This window comes from Flexivirga endophytica (assembly GCF_014640635.1).
GTDB classification, from domain to species: domain Bacteria; phylum Actinomycetota; class Actinomycetes; order Actinomycetales; family Dermatophilaceae; genus Flexivirga; species Flexivirga endophytica.
Genome location: NZ_BMHI01000001.1, coordinates 503,721 through 522,614, shown reverse-complemented (window position 1 = coordinate 522,614; position 18,894 = coordinate 503,721). Strand labels below are relative to the sequence as shown.

Genomic DNA, 18,894 nt, shown 5'->3' with positions numbered 1-18,894 from the left:
GTGGGTACGCCGCTCGATCCGTGCCGGGTTCAGCCCTTCGCGGCGCGGAAGCCCTGCTCGAGGTCGGCGATGATGTCGTCGACGTGCTCGATGCCGACGGACAGGCGCACCAGACCGGGGGTCACCCCCGCGGCGAGGCGGTCCTCGTCCGGGCCCTGCGAGTGCGTCGTGGAGGCCGGGTGGATCGCCAGCGACCGGACGTCACCGATGTTGGCGACGTGCGAGTGCAGCGTCAGCGCCTCGACGAACTTCTTGCCGGCTTCGATGCCACCGGCGATCTCGAAGGCAAGCACCGCGCCGGCTCCGAGCGGCGTGTACTTCTGCGCCAGTTCGTAGTATTCGTTGCCCGGCAAGGACGCCCAGCGCACCGACTCGACCTGCTCCTGGTCCTGCAGCCACTCGGCGACCTTGCGCGTGTTGGCGACGTGCCGCTCGACACGCAGGCTCAGCGTCTCGATGCCCTGCTCGATGAGGAAGGAATTGAACGGCGACACGGCCGAGCCGAGGTCGCGCAGCAACTGCACGCGAGCCTTGAGGATGAACGCGAGGTTCGCGCCGAGCGGGCTGCCGACACCGAGGTCCCGCGCGTAGACCAGGCCGTGGTAGGCCTCGTCCGGAGTGTTGAAACCGAGGAACTTCTCCGGGTCCTTGGCGAAGTCGAAGTTGCCGCTGTCGACGATGGCACCCGCGATCGAGTTGCCGTGGCCGCCAAGGTATTTCGTCGCCGAGTGGATCACGATGTCCGCGCCGTGCTCGATCGGACGCAGCAGGAACGGCGTGGCGATCGTGTTGTCGACGACGAGTGGCACGCCGTGGTCGTGCGCGACCTTGGCAACCGCCTCGATGTCGAGGACCTCGGACTTCGGGTTGGAGATGGTCTCGGCGAAGACCAGTTTGGTGTTCGGCCGGATCGCCGCCGCCCAGTTCGCCGCGTCGGTCCGGTCCTCCACGAACGTGGTCTCGATGCCGAGCTTGGGCAGCGTGTGCTTGAGGAGGTTGAACGTGCCGCCATACAGGCTCGGGCTGGCGACGATGTGGTCACCGGCCTGCACGATGTTGAGGAAGGTCAGCGTCTCGGCGGCCTGGCCGGAGGCGACCAGCAGCGCGCCGACACCACCCTCGAGGTCCGCGATGCGCTTCTCCGCGACGTCGGTCGTCGGGTTCATCAAACGGGTGTAGATGTTCCCGAATTCCTTCAACCCGAAGAGGTTCGCCGCGTGGTCGGTGTCGTTGAACTGGTAGGAGGTGGTCTGGTAGATCGGCAGCGCGAGCGCGCCGGTCGCCGGGTCGGCGGTCTGGCCGGCGTGGATCTGCCGCGTCTCGAAGGACCAGTTGGGGGTGTCGTCGCTCATGATGACCTTCCGTGCTCGACTATCGCCGAAGACGGCACGCACCGCCTCCGGCGGCGGACCCACATTCGTGATGTCCGCGCTTGCCACGCGGCGATCTGCACCGGTGGCCTGGTCCTCACCCGGGGCACCCCACCGCGGAGGAGGGTTGCCGGTCAGCGAGCCGGGGCTTGACGCTGACACTCATGACCTGGGCGTGATACTAGCGCCGCCCACGCCCTGATACATAACCGTCTCTAACTGTGGACGCGGCATGACGTTATGTATGGCGAAGTGCGCCCCGCCCCGTCCCCGCAGCCAGGCACAATGGCACCGTGTCCGACAGCACTCCGAGGATCGAACGACTCACCGTGGTCGATGCGTTCGACGTGACCACGCTGACGAACCTGCTCGCCACGCTGATCCGCGCGGACGCGGCGGTGGGCTGGGCCGATCCGCCGGCCGAGACGGAGGTGGGCGAGCTGCTGACCACACTCGTCGACGCGGGACCCTCCGAAGCCCAGGTCGTCGTCGCTCGCGTCGACGAGACCGTCGTGGGCTTCGGCTACTGGCGCCGCTACACGCGCACGACCCTCCGACCGCAGGCCGACCTCGAACGTCTCGCCGTCGCAACTGATTTCAGCGGTCGTGGCATTGGCCGGACAATCCTGCGCGACTTGATCCGAACTGCCCGCGACGCCGGCTGCGAACAACTCACAATCGACTTCCGCGGCGACAATCAAGGTGCCGAGCGGCTCTACCTGTCCGAGGGATTCGCCGAATACGGCCGGTTGCGGAATTTCGTCGCCCCGGACGCCACCCGGCGCTTCGACAAGGTCTTCCAGGTGCTGGACCTGCGGGCCTAACGGCTGCGCCTTCAGGGACTGCGGCCCCGGCGACGCCGGCTCGCAGCGACGCCCGTTCGCCACACAACTCTTGACGCGACCGCCCGACAATCTCTAGATTGCTAGCATGCAAGCAAACGACAAAGTGAGCAGCAAGGCGCAGTTCAACGTCTATCTGCCCGACGACCTGATCCGTGACGTCAAGCACCGCGCGATCGACGACGGCCTGAGCCTGTCAGCGCTCGTCGAGCAGGCGCTGCGCGACTACCTGTCCGAAGGAGCGACCCGATGAGCCTCACCGTGCAACGACTGCGTTTCACCGACAACATCGACGACATGACGCGGCTGCTGACCGCGCTCGGCCTGTCGGTCAGCATCACCAGCGACAAGGGCGGCTGGGTCGTCCTCGCCGGTCGCGCCGGCACCGTCGCGCTGCACAGCGCGGCTGACTCCGATCGGGGCGCCCAGCAGGGCAAGACGTGCCTCTCCTTCGAGGAGACCGAACTCGACGCGCTGGCGCGGCAACTCGTCGCCAGCGGCTTCGGCAACGCCGATCATCCCGACGAGTCGATGGTGTATGACGAGGCCTACGGCCGGGCGATCACGATCACCGTCGACGGAGAGGAGCTGACCATCAACGGCCGGTCCGACGATCTCTACGGCTACTCGAGCACCGGCGTCGAGTCGGGACCGGAGGCCGGTGACCTACGAGTCACGCCGATCCGCTTCGTCGCGGACCAGACGGATGACCGGCGACTGCTGGAGTCACTCGGCTTCTCACTGGTCGGGGAGGCAGACCCACACTTCACGCAGCTCGCGCTCCCCGACGCCGGCGGATCCGTCGGCCTGCACTACCCCTACACCGACGAACTTCCCATCGTGCCAGGGCCTTTCGCCATACAGCTGACGTTCGAGACGACCGCTCCCCTACCGGAGATCGTCCAGCGCGCCGAGTCCGCGGGTGCGGCGGCGAAGCTCAACGAATCGGAGTTCGGCGACTTCGTCACGATCACCGACCCCGACGGCCAGCAGATCCAGGTGCACAGCGTTTGACGGCATTGGTGGCGTCAGTCAGCCGCATCATCCGGGCGGATCGGGTCAGCTGCGGCAGCGATACTCCTGCTGAGCGTGATGTCCTCGCGCTGGTAGCCGAGGGCGTCATACACACGCAGTGCGGGGGTGTTGGCGGCGCCGGTCGACAGTCTGATGCGCCGGAGACCACGCGTCGCGGCCCAGTGCTCGGCAGTGCGGACGAGCTGGGTTGCGATGCCTCGCCTTTCGCTGCCGGGATGCACTACGAGCTCACCGATGTAGGCATCACGCTCGCCGGTCCAGTGCTCGTCCTCCGCGACCGCGACGAAGCCCACGACCTGATCGCCGACCGCCGCAACGAAGACCATCATCCTGTCCTTCCCGTCCCGCATGCCGTCGACGTCGGCCGCCACCCAACTGCGCACCGCACACAGCACGAGATCCGGCGAACGCCACTGCGCAACGCCCGTTGTCAACCGGTCGGCGAGCGCGACGACCGCGCCGCGATCGCGCTCGGCCATGGGTCGTATGTCGGTCACCTGCCGAGCCTGCCAGACCCGGCCCGCGGGATTAAAGGGTCGCGAGTCTTGTCGAGACCGAAACGTCGAGGGTTGTCGGTGCTCGATGATTGACTGTACGCATGATCGAAGAACGCGCGACGATTCTCACGGAGTCGGCCTCCGGCGTCGGTCGCTGGGCGCCGTCCGGCAGCGACGCCGCGATGTCCGTCGCGCGCGATGAGCTGGCCGTGATCAGCGCCCAGCTCAACGACGGTCACACCCGACTGGTGCGACTGACACGACGGGTGCTGGCCGAGGAGCTGTGGTGCGGCGCCGGGCTGAAGTCACCCGAGCACTGGCTGACGGCATACGCGGGGTTGACCTGGTCCTGCGCGCACGACATCGTCCGCATCGCACGTCGGGCGTCCGATCTGCCCACCATGCGACGCCTCCTCGACGAGGGCCGACTGACGCTCGGTCAGGCAGCGGTCATCGCCAAATACACGCCGAGCGCGTATGACGCCGACGTGGCCGAGTTCGCGTCATACACGACGGTGACGCAGCTGCGTCGCGCCCTGTCGCGCTATCAGTTCCCCGACGACGACGGCACTGCTGCCGAGACCGACGCAGATGACGGCGAGGGCACCACCGAGCAGAGCGCTGTCCTCGAGGGCGATGCTGCCGATGACGCCGAGCAGGTCGAGGCCGCGACGGACGATGCCCAGGACCGGGCACCCGACGCATTCGATCCGGCGACCGCACCGCCACGCCTCGAAATGCGTTACGCCGCAGGGCGGTTCCTGTTGTCGTATGACGCACCTGCCGACATCGGCGCGCTCGTCGAGCAAGCACTGCTCGAAGCGAAGGACACGCTCTTCCACCTTCACACCCGCACGATGAGCAACCCGCGACCCGCCGGCGGCCCACGTCCTGGCGCAGCCGATTGCGGTGACAACTTCGGCGACGCGACCCGATCCCACAAGGGCGCGTCGTTCGGCGAGGCGATCAGCCTGGTCGCCCAGCGCTCACTGGACAACGGCGCGCCGCTCGGCCATGCACGTGCGAGCCGCTACCGCGTCTACCTGCACCTGGACACCAGGGGCGAGGGCTGGCTGCACAAGCAGTGCGCGCTGCCGCCGGCGCTGCGCGCCCGAGTCCTGTGCGACGGTGTCATCCAGCCCGTCTGGGAGACCGAGGGCAAACCGGTCAACGTCGGCCGCGCCCAGCGCATCGTGCCTGCGAGGACCCGGCGACTGCTCGAGGACCGTGATCGCGGCTGCCGATTCCCCGGTTGCCTCGCGATGCACCACCTGGAGTGCCATCACCTCGACCACTGGATCGACGGTGGGCGCACCGACGCGGATCGGATGATCATGCTCTGCACGTTCCACCACGACGAGCACCATCGCGGTGCCTTCGTCATGGTGGGTGATCCGAGCAGACCGGACGGTGTCGCGTTCACCGCTCGGGACGGGACGCGGTTGCGACCGCAGTTCCTCCCCTATTCCCCGGCGGTCGGCGATGACGAAGCCGCGCCGGGCTGGGCGCCATACGCCGGACCGACCAACGAGACGCTGCATCTTGCGCTCGTGCGGTTCGATCCGCGACCGCCGCCGGAAGGCCCCGACAGCTGAACTCACCCACCCCGCAACGTCGACTAACACCCGCGGGCGTATGACGAACGCCGCCGGTGGCGCCGTCAGCGATTCACAGCGACGGAGCAGCTGTGCTCGCTCTGACGACCAACGACGGTCGCGTCGACTCGGGGTCGGCGCTGCCACCGAGTGGCGGAGGCGTGTTCTTGTCCAGCTTCGACACCAGCAGCCGGACCGCCGCATCGGTCAGGGTCGCGAACGGCTGACGCACGGTCGTCAGCGGCGGACACAGATACGCCGCGATCGGTATGTCGTCCACGCCGACCACCGAGACATCGTCCGGCACTCTGCGGCCGACTTCCCAAAGCGCGTGACTCACGCCGATCGCCAACTCGTCGCTGGTGGCGAAGATCCCGGTCACGGACGGGTCGGTCGCGATGAGCGCGCCCATCCGATATCCCTCAGCAGGGGTCCAGTCCCCGTGCAGCACGTCGGGCACCGGCGCGCCCGCGTCGACGAGCGCCGCCCGCCAGCCCTCCACCCGAGCCTTCGCCTCCGGCCACTGCGCCGGACCGCAGACACACCACACGGTGCGATGTCCGAGCTCGAGCAGGTGCTCGGTCGCCATCCGGCCGATCGCGCGCTGGTCCGTCACGAACTCCGGTGATCCCGCGGTCGCATCATCGAGGCTCACCACGGGAAAACCCTTGGGGGTCCATCGATCTCGCGCCGTCACCGGTGCCGCCACGATGATCCCCTCGGCACCGTCGGAGCGCAGCTGGTCGGCCGCGCGCCGCAGACTCCGGATGCCGGTCGTGCTGACAACGGCCGCCGTGAGCCGATATCCCAGTCTCCGGGTCGCTGCCTCGGCGCCGGCCTCGACCATGACGCGGGACGTGCTGGACCCGGTCACGATGATGCCGAGCCGGCGGGTGCGGCCGGTCGCGAGCGTGCGCGCGGCGAGGTTCGGCTGATAGCCGAGCCGACGGACGGCGTCGTCGACTGCTGCTCGAGTGCCCTCACGGACCGTCCCCTGGCCGCTCAACACCCGGGACACCGTCTGCGCCGAGACACCGGCGGCCTGCGCAACGTCTGCCATCGACACCCTCGCGCGATCGCTCGCGGCGCCATCCCGTTTGGGTCGTGGCATGTCGACCTCCCTCCACTGCTCGAGCCTTGATCTCGAGCCTTGATCTCGAGCCTTGATCTCGAGCCTCGGTCTCGGTCCTTGCCCCGATCGACGGGTCTCGATCGACGGGTCGCGATCGACGCGGCCAGATCAACGCGGCGAGATCAACCGGGTCGCGATGAGTGTAGGTCGGCTCCCGGACGCAATCCGGCGGCCGGTCGAAGTCAGCCCTTGCGGTGTTGAAAAGCGTAGCGCTAACATCACATCTTCGCAGGTCAAGCCCCACAGCGTCGAGATATTCCCGACGCCATACAGCAAGGGACTCCCGATGAGGAACGTCATCCGCTCGCTGGCCATCGCCTTGTTCGCGCTCGTGCTGGGCTTCGCCTGGGTATTACCGGCGCGCGCCACGGGAGAACCATCCGCCGGCGCACGTTCGGCGGCTGCACCGGCCGCCGAACCCGCAGCCGCCGGGGCCCCCGCGCCGCCCATCGCCACCTCCACCAACGGCTCCCCACGAGCCATCCCGGGCCTGCGCGACTGGAAGCTGAGCGACGCGACGCCATACAGGTTCAGCCGCGCCACCGCGTTCGTCGCGACCGGCGCCGCTTCCGGCATCGCGAAGCAGGCCGCGGGCGATCTGCAGCACGTGCTCGGCTTCACGATCGTCGCGCGCACCGGCCAGGCGACCGCGAATGACGTTGCGCTGCAACTGGATCCGACCGCTGCTGACCTCGGCACCGACGGCTACACGATTACCGTCGGCGACGGCATCTCGATCACGGCGCGCACCACGACCGGGCTCTACTGGGGCACACGAACCGTCATGCAGTGGGCGACACAGGCCAGGACCGCGCGATCGATCCCGGCCGGATCGGCGACCGACATCCCGAAGTACCGCGAGCGCGGCGTCGGCATCTGCGCCTGCCAGATCCAGGTGTCGGTCGAGTATGTCGAGCGCACCATCGAAGAGATGAGCTACTACAAGCTGAACCAGTTGTGGATGGAAACGAAGGTGAAGTCCAGCGCCTACCCGAAGGCCAACTTCTGGGGCTACTTCACGCGTGCGCAGGCCCAGCGGATCAGCGCTTTCGCCAAGCGCCACCACGTCGAGATCGTCGCCGAGGTCAACTCCCCCGGACACATGTCGCCGTGGCTCTACAAGTACCCGGAGCTGCAGCTGACGAACGAGGCCGGTGAGGCCCAACCGGACCGGCTCGACATCACCCGGCCCGCCGCGCTGAAGATGGTGACCACGCTCTTCGACGAATACATGACCGTCTTCGACACGCCCTACTGGCACATGGGTGCCGACGAATACATGCTCGGCTCGGGTTACGCGCAGTACCCGCAGATCGCGGCATACGCCAAGAAGAAGTTCGGCGCGTCGGCCACGCCGCAGGACGCGTTCATCGACTTCATCAACCAGGTCGACGCCTACGTTCGCAGCAAGGGCAAGACGCTCCGCATCTGGAACGACGGGATCCCGGCCACCCCCGGCGTGGTCAAGCTCAACCCGGACATCGTCGTCGAGCACTGGACCGGCAGCGGCCGGAAACCGGCAGATCTGCTGGCGGACGGTCATGACGTGATGAATGCCAGTCAGAGCCTGTACTTCGTGCGCGGCTCCTACTCCCCCAACGTTCCCCAGCTGTGGGCGAGCAACTGGTCCCCGCGGAACTTCGCCGGCCAGACCGTCTCCGCATCCGCAGGACCGGGCAAGGTGCTGGGCGCGAAGCTGTCCGTCTGGCCGGACAACGGCGCCGGCGACACCGAGAACGCCATGGAGGCGAAGGTCCACGACTCGTTGCGCTTCGTCGCACAGACAACATGGGGCAGCCCCCGCCCGGTGGCGGACTACACCGAGTTCCGCGCGCTCGGCAACGACCTCGGCAACGGGCCGGCCTGGCAGAGCGTCGATTACCGCCCGCTGGCCGCCGGCACCTACACCATCACGGCCGCTGGCGCGTCGCTCAGTGCGCCCGCCCGGGCCGCTGATCCGGTGACGGCAAGTACCGACGCGCAGCAGAACTGGACGCTGACCCCCACTGACGACGGCTACTACACGGTGTCGACCGGCGCCGGCCGATGCCTGGACGTCGTGGGTGCCGGAACGAAACTCTGGCTCGGCGTGCCGACCGCCGCCGGTATCGCCCCACAGGCGACGCGCTGCGACTCGAGCCGGAACCTGCAGAAGTGGTGGCTGCGCAAGACGAACGGCGGCTACACCCTCACCAACGCGATCGTCCTGCTGCCGCTGCACGTCGACGGCAAGGCCGTCACCCAGGAGTTGCCGGACGAGAAGCCTGCGACGGTATGGCAGATCAAGGGGTCCGGGGTGGCCGTCAGCATCGACGCCCTGCCGATCCTGGTCACCGGGAAGAAGACCACGGTCGAGGGCACCGTCACCAATGTGTCCGCGGCCAAGGTCACCGACGTGGCCGTGACCATCGACGGCCCGGACGGCTGGACGGTCACCAGCACTCCGGACTCGATCGCAGCGCTGGCACGCGGGGACTCGGCGACGGTCAGCCTGTCGATCGTCCCGGGCGACGGCCACGTCGGCGACGTTCCACTGCGGGTGATCGTGTCCTGGCACCAACGGGGTTCGTCATACACCCGGCTGAGCCCGGTGACCGCCGCGACGTCGTGCACCGCCGACCCGCAGAGTCCGAAGTCGCTGCTGTGGGTGGACAGCGAGGAGACCACCGGTGACGATTCGCCGGGTCGCTACGCCATCGACGGCGACCCGTCGACGTTCTGGGGCACGAGTTGGTCGTCGGGCGACGCCCCGTTGCCGCACGAGATCGCGGTGGACCTGGGAGCCTCGCGTTCGGTGTGCGCCATCCGCGTGCTCCCCCGGCAGGGCATCAACCCCGGGGCCATCAACGGTCAGATCGCGCAGTATGCCGTCTATGCGACCGACGACCCGGCGGTCGCCGCATCGCGCGACGTGACCGCCTGGGGACAGCCCGTCGCCACCGGCACGCTGCCGTCCGGGTTCCAGTCGAAGTTCGTGGCGTTCACGAGGTCCGTCACCGCCCGCTACCTGATGGTGCAGGCGCTCAGCGAGCAGCAGGGCAAGCCCTGGACCACCATCGCCGAGCTCACGGTCGACGCCACCTGACCGAAGCACCCGCACTGAAACCGGGTGCGTCGGCCCGGACACGGCTGCGCCGCCCACCAGCAGGTGGGCGGCGCAGCTGTGTCGGTCGAGCCGTCGGGTCGGTGCTGGTCAGCCGCGGTAACGGGCGACGACGCGGTAGAGGATCGGGTCCTCATCGCCATACGGTGACAGCCCGTCCGACTCCTGGTCGGTGATCACGTCGAAGCCGAAGCGACCCTCCAGTGCGCTGCGGAACTCCGCGGCGTTCTGGAAACGCCGGTAGTGGTTGCCGAACGTCTTCTTCAGCTTCTCGTCCTCGTCGGTGCGGAACTCCGCAGCGAACAGGTCGCCGTCCCGGGCGACCGCCCTGATGTGCGAGAGCAGGTCCTCCTGCACCTCCGCCTTGATGGAGTGCAGGAAGAACCGCAGGTAGAACAGGACCGATCCCTCGTGCTGGTCGCGGAACTGCTGCAGGGCCTTCCCCAGTGCCTCCGAGTCGGACACGTCGCAGACCTCGAAGGTGGCACGCTCGCCGACACCGAGTTGCTTCGCACGGGCCGTGGCCCCCTCGACCGCGACGCCGGACTGGTCGATGCCGAGCACGCTGCGGCCGATCTGACCGAAGGCGCAGGAGTCCCGGCCGTCCCCGCAGCCGATGTCGATGACTGCGTCGGGGAGGTCGTCGAGCTTGCTGACCTCACCGAAGAAGGTCGAGCCCTCGGTGTTGGAGTGGCGGGCGTAGAAGTTGGACCAGTAGACCTTGTCGCGCTGGGCCGTGGTCAGCACGCCGTCGTCGGCGACGTCACGTCGTGCGTGCGACCAGTGGAAGCCGGGCTTGGGCAGCTTCCAGTCGTCCCCGTAGATGTGCGCGACGAGCGGCTCGGGGTTCTTCGGTCGCAACACCTTGCCGCCGGGAAAGTCCACCAACTCGGTGCCGGTGTAGTCGGCGGTGGTGTAGGCGCGGGTTCCGGCGATGCCCCACGGGAACCGCAACCGGCCCTCCGGGTCGAAGTAGAGATGGAAGAGATCGATGCGGTACTTGCGGTCCTCGGGGTCGTGCACGTGCAGCACCCGCTGCCGCAGGTCGACCTCGAGACCTGCGTCGAGCAGGGCCAAAGCGATCGCGACGATCTCCTCGGCCGCCTCCGGGCCGGTGCGGTGATCGGAGATGAAGGCTGAATCGAAGTCCGCATCGTGCCCGATGTAGCCACCCTCACGCACCGACCCCAGCAAGGTGCCGTAGATGACGAACACGTCGTGCCCGAAGCGCTCGCCGACGACTTCACGCACCTTCGCGTAGATGCCGGCGATCCGTCGCTGCCACTCCTCGTCGAGCCGCTTGGACAGTGCGATCCCCCCGGTCTGGGTGAGGGTGAAGCCCTTGTCGAGGCGCTGCTGCAGCGTCTTGAGATCGGACCTGCCCTTCTTGGGCGCACGGAAGAACATCCCGTGTCCGACGATCGGCAACGGCTGGTCACCGAACCTGATCGTGACCGTGTCCCCCTTGCTCAGGTAGTCCCAGATCGCCCGGACCTGAAACGAGAACGCGCGCTGCTCGTAACCCGCGGGGATGTTGCGACGACCGTCCGGCCGGCCGGCAGTCGTCCCCCCTCCGACGACGCGGCGGTGCTTCGCCGCTTCCTGCGCGGTGGGCGGACCCTGGTCCTCCTTGGTCACGATCATCGCCGACAGTGCGCCGTCCGGTGTCGGGTATGTCGAGGAGAGCTGGATCGACCCCAGGTGCAGCGTGACCGGTGTCGCCGGGGTGTGCGATGGCACCATCACCCAGCCGGCGACCTGCGTCTCGGCGAAGCGCTCCACCATCCCGGTCACGGGGACGGTCCCGTTCCTGACTCGGCCGGTCACCTCCGCCTTGCGCTCGAGAATCTCGCGCCGCGCCCGAAGCAGTTTGCCGCGGGGTCCTTCCGGGATCGTGTTGAGCACGCGCCGTCGCACGGATGCCATCCGTCAGCCACCTCTCCTGGCAAGAGCCGGTCGAACCGGTGGAGGAGCGCGGCGACGTCCTTTGCGGGTTGCCGTGTTCGCCCTGCGGATTCGACGCGGGGTCTTGCGATGTCCATTAGCAGGTCACCGGGCAGATTGCCCGACAAGTAGGTGAATGTTACCTGGCAGTCCAGTGACGATGTGGCGACCGTCACGTCCAGGCGTCACCTTTTTCGGCCTCCCGACGTCGCGTGCGTCGCGGCGTGCGGAGTGTGGTTGCGCCAGCGCGCGTCAGAGCAGTTGGGCCAAGGAGTAGATGAGCAGCCCGACGAGGCCACCGACGACGGTGCCGTTGATGCGGATGAACTGCAGATCCCGGCCGACGTGCAGCTCGATCCGCTGCGATGCCTCGTCACCGTCCCAGCGTTCGATGGTCTGCGAGATGACCGTCGAGATCTCGTGCCCGTATGTCGTCACGACGTGACCGGAGATCTCACCCAGCCGACGGTCGAGGGACGCGCGCAGGCTGTCGTCGGAGACGATGCGGCCGCCCAGGTCGGTGAGGGCACGCACCAGCCGGTCACGCAGGTCGCTCTCCGGATCCTCCAACGACTCGACGACCACGCGCTTGACCGACTGCCACATACCGACCAGGGAGTCGCCGACCGACGGATGGGACAGCACCCGCACCTTGAGCTGCTCGGCACGCTCCATCGTGGCCGGGTCGTTCTGCAGGTTGTCCGCCAGCTTCGCGAGCAGGTCGTCGACCGCGCGACGCACCTGATGGTCGGGCGTGTCCCGTATGTCGGCCAGCCACCGGACCAGCTCGACGTGCAGGCGTGCGGCGACGGTGTCGTCCAGCCAGCGCGGCGACCACCACGGTGCCCGGCTGCCGATCAGCGAGACCACCGTCGACTCGTTGTCGCGCACCCAGTCGTGCAGTTCGCGCACCACCAGATCGACGACCTGACGGTGCGAGTCGTCCTTCACGACGCCCTCGAGCAGGCTGCCCAGGAGCGGCGACACCGGCTCGCGGGCCAGTCGCGGCAGCAAAACACGACCGAGGAAGTCGCCGACCTCCGCGTCGCTGATCGAGTCGATCCCCTTGGCCAGCGCGGGCGCCGACTCCGTCACCACCCGGCGCGCGTTCGCGGGCTCGGCCAGCCAGCGGCCGACGCGCATCGGCACCTGCGCGGTCGACAAGCGCTCCTGGACGTTCTCCGCAGTGAGGAAGTTGTCGGTGACGAAGTCCTCGAGGCTGTGCCCGATGCTGTCCTTCCGCTCGGGGATGATCGCCGTGTGCGGCACCTTCAGGCCGAGCGGGTGGCGGAACAACGCGGTGACCGCGAACCAGTCGGCGACCGCGCCAACCATCGCGGCCTCCGCCGCGGCGTTGACATAACCCCACACACCGCCGTGGCCGTGCGTCACGACGAAGACGATCGCGGCGACGACCAGCAGCGAGGTGGCGACCACCCGCATCCTGCGCAGGCGGCTGCGGCGTTCGAGGTCGGCCGGGCTGAGTACGGGACGAGTCGTCAGTTGGTCCACGCGACGGGTGCGTCCGAGCTCTTGTCGTCGGAAGTACCGGCCCGGTAGAGCAGCGTGTACTTCTTGTAGTCCTGGTTGGCCGGCACGTGGTAGATGAGCGTGCCGCTGTAGGTCGGGGTCGTCTTGCTCACGTCCCCGTCGTCGAACTGCTGCTGCTTCGGGACCGCGTCGCTCAGCGATGCGAAGTCGCAGACGTTGTTCTTGGTGTCGCGCAACGCGAAGTAGATGCCCGCGATGCTGGTCTCGTCGCCGGACTTGTACTTGACGGTCACCTTGATCAGCAGGCTGACCTGGCCGTCGTCGGGTCCGAAGATGTCGTTGTCGCCCGACGGCTTCTTCACCTTGGGGGCCTCGGGGGTGATGGTGACGGTGCCGCCATACTTCTGGCTGAACTCCAGCGGCTTGCCCCACTTGGCCTTCTTGGTGCTCGGTGCGACGGCGCCGGGAGTCAGGAAGGTGTCATTGTCGTTGCAGACCTTGGCCGGATCGGCCGAGACCGACGAGGGCGGCGCCGCGGAGACCGTGGGCACACCGGTGTCGGTGGGCACCGGGTCATCAGTGCTCTGGTCGGTTCCGTCGCCCGTGGACGGAGCGGTCGGCACTCCGGTGTCGCTCGACGTCGCGACGTTCGCCGACGACGCCGGCGCCTGCACCGAAGGCGCACTGTCGTTGCAACCTGCCAGAGCGCCGGCCAGCAGCACGGCCGGGGCCGCTCCGAAGGCAATCCTGCGGAATGCGGTGGTCGTCATGATCCCCTTGTACCTCTCGTGATGATGCACCGGCCTCGCGCGGCGCGCACAGGGGCCTCAGGCTACTTGACCTGGTCGCCCCGGTGATTCGTCGGCTCGTGCGATCGGAGCGTCCACACGGCGCGTCGCGCCTTCCTCCCGCGGGTGGGCGTGCGCCGCGGCGACGGTCACGTCATACGAACCGTCCACACCTCCGGCCGGCCCGATGTCCCCTCGTCCTTGACGAACTCTCGGGATCCCTCGCCGACGGGTATGCCCTGGTGCGTCGCCGCCTGGCTGATCGCGGTGGCGATCCGGTCCCACACCGCGGCCCCCTGCGGGAAACCCATCTCCCAGGTCATCGCGTCGATCCCGACGACGGTGCGGTCGGCCATCAGTTGCGCGCGGGCCAGTGGATAGGAGCCGTCGATCTGTATGACGATCGCGCCCTCCTCGGACGTCACGTCGGTGACCCGGTCGTCGGACGTCGCGATGTGCACGATCAGCTCCCCCGCCCGGGTCGGATCCGTGCCGAGCGTCAGCGTGCGACCCATCATCGACAGGTGTTTGGTGGCCGGACCAGCGGCGATCGCTCGGCCGAAGTTGCCTTCGACGGCCCGATCACGCACCTGCGCGTGGGCGTTGGACACCTTGCCCTTGACGAAGAACCAGATGAACGAGCCGACAATGATGATCAACAGCACCAGGACGAGTTTGGCTAGCACTGCCCCAGTATGCCGGGTCGGATCCGCGGGGCGCCGGTCAGCGGGCGTATGCCGCCTGCCGCGGGTAGGACACCACGCGGACGAGTTCCGCGAGGGTGTCCAGCGAGCCCGCCAGCCGGGCCGCCGGCACGTTGAGACGCAACGGGACGCACAGCAACCGGGTGCCGATGCTGCGCACGACGACCTCGGACGCGGGCGCCTCGTCGGCGTGCGCATAGATCAGCAGACCCGCTTCCAGGTCGAGGGCGGACGCGTAGGCCAGCAGCGGATAGAAGTCCGAGCCGTCGCGCCGGTCCGCGGCCAGATGGTATGCGACGTTGCCCACGAGCACCGGTTGCAGATCGCGCCGAAGCAGCAGGTCGGGTGTGAAGTGCCACTGGTCCTGGACGTCGAGTGCGTACTGCGGACGCTCCTCCAAACTGATGTCCGGCCACAACCGGTTGGTCAACTCGACCGTGATCCAGCGGCGGAAGAGGTCGTCCATGTCGACCATGAACGCATGCGCGGTCTGCGAGCCGTCCAGGTGTCGGATCGTGATGCCGTCCAACGCTTTTCGGGCCAGCTCGAGCGCCGGTGCGTAGTGCTCGTTCAGCCGGGTCACCGGGATCTCGCCGTGATGATCGTCGGGGCCGGTGACCTCGACACCCTCGAAACGCTGCACCAGGCGCAGGCCGTCACGACGTACCAGGGGCGGCAGATCCGGCCAGGTCAGCACCTGACGTACGGCGCACAGCAGCAGGCGGTTCTCGGCGATGTCCGGGGTGAATTCGTCATACCGGCAGGGCGGCGTCGCAGCCGCCCACGGCCGGGTCGCCAGCTGGTCCACGAGCAACCGGCCGCGGATGACGCTGGTGTCCTCCTCGAGGGTCACGTAGCCGTGCAGCAGTCCGCGGCGGGTCGCGGTGTCGATGGCCCGCAGCAGGAACGCGGCCACCCCGTCGACCAACTCGCTGTCGGCCGACCAGCCGACCGCGTCACTCCCCCACGCGTCGCCCGGCAGTCCCGCGGAGAACATCGTGAAGAGGTTCTCCATCGGCGCGCGCGGCTCCACCCGGATCGTGCAGCCGGGCACCGCCAGCGCACCGACCCAGGAGCCGGTGCGCAGGATCACCCGCTCGGGGTCGGCGGTCGCGACCACGGTGATCTTGTCGGCGGCGGCTTCCAGAAGGGCCGTGCGCGCGGCCGAACCCAGTCGGATCGGAACGCTCTCGCCGTGCTCGCGCAGCTGGATGTCACTCATGCCGAGGCGGTGTTGGCCGTCGCGGGCGGCGGCTCCTCACCGACGGCTGCGCGCGCCTTCGGGCCGTGCCGCTCCAGCACGCTCTGCCAGGTGAAGGTCCGCAGCACGTCCTCGCGTCCGTAGAACTGGTCCTCGATGAACGGATAGATGCTGTAGGTCCAAATGCGTTGCAGCGCAGCGTCGTTCAGCCCTTCGACCATGAAGTGGCTGTGGCCGATCTGCAGGTGCGGGCCGCGCAGCGCACGCCGCAGCTCGTCGTTGACCAGGTCGACGACTCCCGCGACCCAGACGGGGCCGCCGTGCGCCTCCAACCAGCGGCGGAGCAGGCCCTCCATCGGGCCCTCGTGCGGCATGAACGGCACGAAGTGGAAGCGCCGGCGCAGCGCCGCGTCGACCAGTGCGATCGACCGGTCCGCGGTATTCATGGTCCCGATGAAGTAGAGGTTGGGCGGCAGCTCGAAGCCCTCGTCCGGGCGGTATGACGTCATGACCGACTGGGAGCGGTATTCGAGCAGGTAGAGCAGCTCACCGAAGACCCGCGGCAGGTTGGCGCGGTTGATCTCGTCGATCAGCATGATGTGCGGCGTCGTCGGGTCCGCCTCGGCCGCTTCGGCCAGCATGGCCAGCGGTCCCTTGCGCAGCTCGTAGACCATCTGTCCGTCGGCGTCCAGGCGCGGGCGGAAGCCTTCGAAGAAGTCCTCGTACGACGTCGAGGGGTGGAACTGCACGACTTGGCGCTTGGTCGAATCGGGCTGCAGTGCCGCGGCCAGCCGCTGGGCGAGGTAGGTCTTGCCGGTGCCGGGCGGGCCGTAGAAGATCACCTGCTTCTTGTCCTCCAGCAGCCCGTGCACCTCCCGCAGGAAGTCCTCGTCCACCAGCAGCTCGGCTGCGGCTTCGGCGATGAGGTCACGCTCGGGGTCGGCGACCGACTCGCCCTTGTGCAGCAGCCAGAGCGCGAATTGCACCTGCCCCCAAGGGTCACCGGGCAGCAGTGGCTCCAGGCGAGCCCGCAACCGGTCGTTGATCACGACGTGCAGCCGGGCCCGGTTGGGGCTGTCGATCTTCGGCAACTCGACGCCGACCGCGCGGGCCACGGCGATCTTGCCGTCCGCACCGCCGAGTGAGTGGATCGGCAGGTAGCGGCCGGGGTGCGCGACCGCCATCAGCTTCATGACCACGGCCTCACCGAGGCCGGGAGCCGGCATGCCTTCGCCGAGGATGTCCTCGATGCGGGCGACGTCGTCGCCATCTCCCCACAGCAGCACCTTGAGCGCGCGGGCGAAGGCGTCCAGACCGGCGGCGTCCATCGTGGACAGGCTCGCCTGCAGCACCGAGTGCGTGCCCGGGTGACCGTAGGCTCGGCCGCTCAGCAGGCGCCGGAACGCCGCCATGTCGAAGGCGTCGAGCCCGGCCGGCTCCAGTGCCTGCGCCAGCGACCTGCGCTGCTCCTGGTGCCAGCTGTCGCGGTCGCTCGGGTAGGGACGTTCAGCGACGAAGCGCTCCAGCTGGGCGAGCAGGTCGAGGTCGACGGGCCCGGTCGGCGTCGGTTCCTTGCCCGACATGACCTCCACGAGCGGCGACAGCCGGCGCACCGTGTCGACGATGTCGTCGGCGAAGTCGGCCCGACCGAGAGACTCCGGGTGTGGCCACCAGCGCCCGACATAGACCTCACCGCCGGGGTATTCGCGGCCCACCGGCTCCACCCGGTCGGGGCTGCTGGTCGTGCGCAGGTGGAAGAAGCGCATGCCCTCGGGCAGGTGCTGTTGTACGACGCCGCCGATCTCCTCGTGGCGCGCACCCGAGCCCGGGCCGTCCCATCCGGAGTGCAGGCCGACCGCGACGCCGGATCGGGTGATCCACAACCGGAATCCGGGAGCGCCGGTGCCGCCGGGCAGCGCCCAGGTCGCGTGCGCGTCGACGCGGTACGGCGCGTCCTTGGACTGCCCGGTGCGGGTCTGCAGATTGGTCTCCTGCAAGCGCAGCCCGGTGGCGTCCCGCAACGGCTTGTGCAGGGACCGGACCGAAAGCGTTGCGGCGCCGCGCAATTGAAGCGCCAGACCGGCGGCGCGCGCTTCGGAGTCCGCGTCCGGGTAACCGAGGCCCGGCTTGTAGTCCGCGATCAGCGCGGCGGCCTCCTCGCAGATGTCCGGCAGCGTGGTGCCCAGGCCGAAGAAGTGCTGCTTGCTGCCGAGGTAGCCGATCAGGCGCTCCGCGAAACCCGGATCGTCCGGCTCGAAGCTGCGGCACAACTCGGCGAACGCGAGGTAGCGCTCGGAGTGGCTGAGGTGCCGGCCCATCCAACCGAGCGTCTGGAACGGCTCGGAGCCACCGGGCCAGAGGATCGGCCAGTCACCGGCTTCGTCCGTCGACCAGAAGACCGACAGCGCCGTCGGCACACGCGAGCCGTCGAGCTTGCCCTCGGTGTATTCCTCCAGCGTCCGGATGCGCTGGGCGGCCTCGTCGTCATCGCGGGGCGTCTGGGTCGTCTCGACCAGCAGATCGGCCAGATCCCGCTCGTATCCCTCCGCGGTGCTGCGCAGCTGACCCAGCCAGGTGGGCAGGCTCGACGCGTGCTGGGCGAAGGGCCCCGGCCGCCTCGACCAGACGGCGAACCCTTCGACGAACGCGTGCAGGTCACGCCCGACCGCGAGCGTCCCGATCAGTTCCCGGGCCTCGGCGATGCGCTCCTCGCGCAACGAATCGACCTGGTGCCACAGCGCTTGCGCCGCTGCGTCGTTGTTCGCGGCGACCTTGATCAGCTCGTAGGTCGCCTTCCAACGGCGCAGGTCACGCTGCCGGCCGGGGCTGGGCGTGTTGGCGCGCTGGGCGTGCTTGACCTCGAAGCCCAGTCCGATCAGGTGCTCACTCACCGCGTCGGCGGCGGGCATCGAGACGGGCGTCAGCGGTCCGAACTCGGCGCGCGCGAAACCGTGCGCCGCGGCGGCCACGGCGGGGGCGTCATACACCACACCGTCGAAGTGCAGGACGTGCTCGAGATCGGGTTCGAAACCGTATGCCGCGAGGAAGGAATCCCGACCTTGGGACTGCCATTCCTGCAATGCGGCGAGTACGTCGTCCCGGGTGATGTCGGCGAGGGCCACAGCGTTGACAACTCCGAAGTCGCAGAAGGGAAAGGACCATCGTCCAGATTACGGGATGGGCGGTCTCGTT

General features: G+C 68.4%; 14 protein-coding genes and 1 riboswitch. Of the genes, 5 read left to right on the top strand and 9 right to left on the bottom strand.

Features of this window, described 5'->3' with window-relative positions:
• Positions 1-29 precede the first annotated feature (29 nt).
• On the bottom strand, positions 30-1,352 hold the full coding sequence (locus tag IEX71_RS02390; RefSeq protein WP_188835346.1) for a bifunctional o-acetylhomoserine/o-acetylserine sulfhydrylase: 1,323 nt from the start codon (positions 1,350-1,352) through the stop codon (positions 30-32).
• Between the two features lie 71 nt (positions 1,353-1,423).
• Positions 1,424-1,540: riboswitch (SAM riboswitch) on the bottom strand.
• A 123-nt stretch (positions 1,541-1,663) separates the two neighbouring features.
• Here IEX71_RS02390 and IEX71_RS02385 point away from each other — a divergent pair.
• From IEX71_RS02385 to IEX71_RS02375, 3 genes are all read left to right on the top strand, one after another.
• Positions 1,664-2,194 carry a GNAT family N-acetyltransferase gene (locus IEX71_RS02385; protein WP_229749389.1) on the top strand — a complete coding sequence of 177 codons (531 nt, stop codon included), beginning with the start codon at positions 1,664-1,666 and terminating at the stop codon, positions 2,192-2,194.
• Between the two features lie 106 nt (positions 2,195-2,300).
• Positions 2,301-2,465, top strand: coding sequence for a ribbon-helix-helix domain-containing protein (locus tag IEX71_RS02380; protein WP_188835345.1), 165 nt, complete (start codon positions 2,301-2,303; stop codon positions 2,463-2,465).
• Complete coding sequence (locus IEX71_RS02375; RefSeq protein WP_188835344.1) at positions 2,462-3,226, top strand: VOC family protein; 765 nt, start codon at positions 2,462-2,464, stop codon at positions 3,224-3,226. The genes IEX71_RS02380 and IEX71_RS02375 overlap by 4 nt, the downstream gene beginning before the upstream one ends.
• Before the next feature lie 14 nt (positions 3,227-3,240).
• On the opposite strand, the gene IEX71_RS02370 is transcribed toward IEX71_RS02375, so the two are convergent.
• Entirely contained in the window at positions 3,241-3,744 is a 504-nt protein-coding gene (locus IEX71_RS02370) for a GNAT family N-acetyltransferase (RefSeq protein ID WP_188835343.1), read from the bottom strand.
• Between the two features lie 101 nt (positions 3,745-3,845).
• Here IEX71_RS02370 and IEX71_RS02365 point away from each other — a divergent pair, with 101 nt between their 5' ends.
• Positions 3,846-5,339: an HNH endonuclease signature motif containing protein gene (locus IEX71_RS02365; protein ID WP_188835342.1), complete on the top strand. Its 1,494-nt coding sequence runs from the start codon at positions 3,846-3,848 to the stop codon at positions 5,337-5,339.
• A 73-nt stretch (positions 5,340-5,412) separates the two neighbouring features.
• Here the strand turns inward: IEX71_RS02365 and IEX71_RS02360 are convergent, their stop codons facing one another.
• Entirely contained in the window at positions 5,413-6,450 is a 1,038-nt protein-coding gene (locus IEX71_RS02360; protein ID WP_188835341.1) for a LacI family DNA-binding transcriptional regulator, read from the bottom strand.
• A gap of 307 nt (positions 6,451-6,757) precedes the next feature.
• On the opposite strand from IEX71_RS02360, the gene IEX71_RS02355 reads away from it, so the two are divergent.
• A complete protein-coding gene (locus tag IEX71_RS02355; RefSeq protein WP_188835340.1) occupies positions 6,758-9,556 on the top strand; it encodes a family 20 glycosylhydrolase in 2,799 nt (932 codons plus the stop codon).
• A 108-nt stretch (positions 9,557-9,664) separates the two neighbouring features.
• On the opposite strand, the gene IEX71_RS02350 is transcribed toward IEX71_RS02355, so the two are convergent.
• The 6 genes from IEX71_RS02350 to IEX71_RS02325 all read right to left on the bottom strand — a co-directional run bounded on the left by IEX71_RS02350 (position 9,665) and on the right by IEX71_RS02325 (position 18,824).
• Complete coding sequence (locus IEX71_RS02350; protein WP_188835339.1) at positions 9,665-11,500, bottom strand: class I SAM-dependent methyltransferase; 1,836 nt, start codon at positions 11,498-11,500, stop codon at positions 9,665-9,667.
• 270 nt (positions 11,501-11,770) lie between these two features.
• On the bottom strand, positions 11,771-13,030 hold the full coding sequence (locus tag IEX71_RS02345; RefSeq protein ID WP_308420948.1) for a DUF445 domain-containing protein: 1,260 nt from the start codon (positions 13,028-13,030) through the stop codon (positions 11,771-11,773).
• The gene (locus IEX71_RS02340) at positions 13,018-13,779 is read right to left on the bottom strand and encodes a DUF4352 domain-containing protein (protein WP_188835338.1); all 762 of its coding nucleotides are present in this window, start codon (positions 13,777-13,779) and stop codon (positions 13,018-13,020) included. Before IEX71_RS02340 ends, IEX71_RS02345 begins: the two co-directional genes overlap by 13 nt.
• Positions 13,780-13,946: 167 nt before the next feature.
• On the bottom strand, positions 13,947-14,483 hold the full coding sequence (locus IEX71_RS02335) for a hypothetical protein (RefSeq protein WP_188835337.1): 537 nt from the start codon (positions 14,481-14,483) through the stop codon (positions 13,947-13,949).
• A 37-nt stretch (positions 14,484-14,520) separates the two neighbouring features.
• Positions 14,521-15,723: an McrC family protein gene (locus IEX71_RS02330; protein WP_188835336.1), complete on the bottom strand. Its 1,203-nt coding sequence runs from the start codon at positions 15,721-15,723 to the stop codon at positions 14,521-14,523.
• Positions 15,720-18,824: an McrB family protein gene (locus IEX71_RS02325; RefSeq protein WP_188835335.1), complete on the bottom strand. Its 3,105-nt coding sequence runs from the start codon at positions 18,822-18,824 to the stop codon at positions 15,720-15,722. The genes IEX71_RS02330 and IEX71_RS02325 overlap by 4 nt, the downstream gene beginning before the upstream one ends.
• Positions 18,825-18,894 lie beyond the last annotated feature (70 nt).

Excerpts from the sequence above, each read along its gene's own strand:
- IEX71_RS02390 (WP_188835346.1), bottom strand. The coding sequence starts at position 1,352 with ATGAGCGACGACACCCCCAACTGGTCCTTCGAGACGCGGCAGATCCAC.
- IEX71_RS02380 (WP_188835345.1), top strand. The coding sequence starts at position 2,301 with ATGCAAGCAAACGACAAAGTGAGCAGCAAGGCGCAGTTCAACGTCTAT.
- IEX71_RS02375 (WP_188835344.1), top strand. The coding sequence starts at position 2,462 with ATGAGCCTCACCGTGCAACGACTGCGTTTCACCGACAACATCGACGAC.
- IEX71_RS02365 (WP_188835342.1), top strand. The coding sequence starts at position 3,846 with ATGATCGAAGAACGCGCGACGATTCTCACGGAGTCGGCCTCCGGCGTC.
- IEX71_RS02360 (WP_188835341.1), bottom strand. The coding sequence starts at position 6,450 with ATGCCACGACCCAAACGGGATGGCGCCGCGAGCGATCGCGCGAGGGTG.
- IEX71_RS02355 (WP_188835340.1), top strand. The coding sequence starts at position 6,758 with ATGAGGAACGTCATCCGCTCGCTGGCCATCGCCTTGTTCGCGCTCGTG.
- IEX71_RS02350 (WP_188835339.1), bottom strand. The coding sequence starts at position 11,500 with ATGGCATCCGTGCGACGGCGCGTGCTCAACACGATCCCGGAAGGACCC.
- IEX71_RS02340 (WP_188835338.1), bottom strand. The coding sequence starts at position 13,779 with ATGACGACCACCGCATTCCGCAGGATTGCCTTCGGAGCGGCCCCGGCC.
- IEX71_RS02330 (WP_188835336.1), bottom strand. The coding sequence starts at position 15,723 with ATGAGTGACATCCAGCTGCGCGAGCACGGCGAGAGCGTTCCGATCCGA.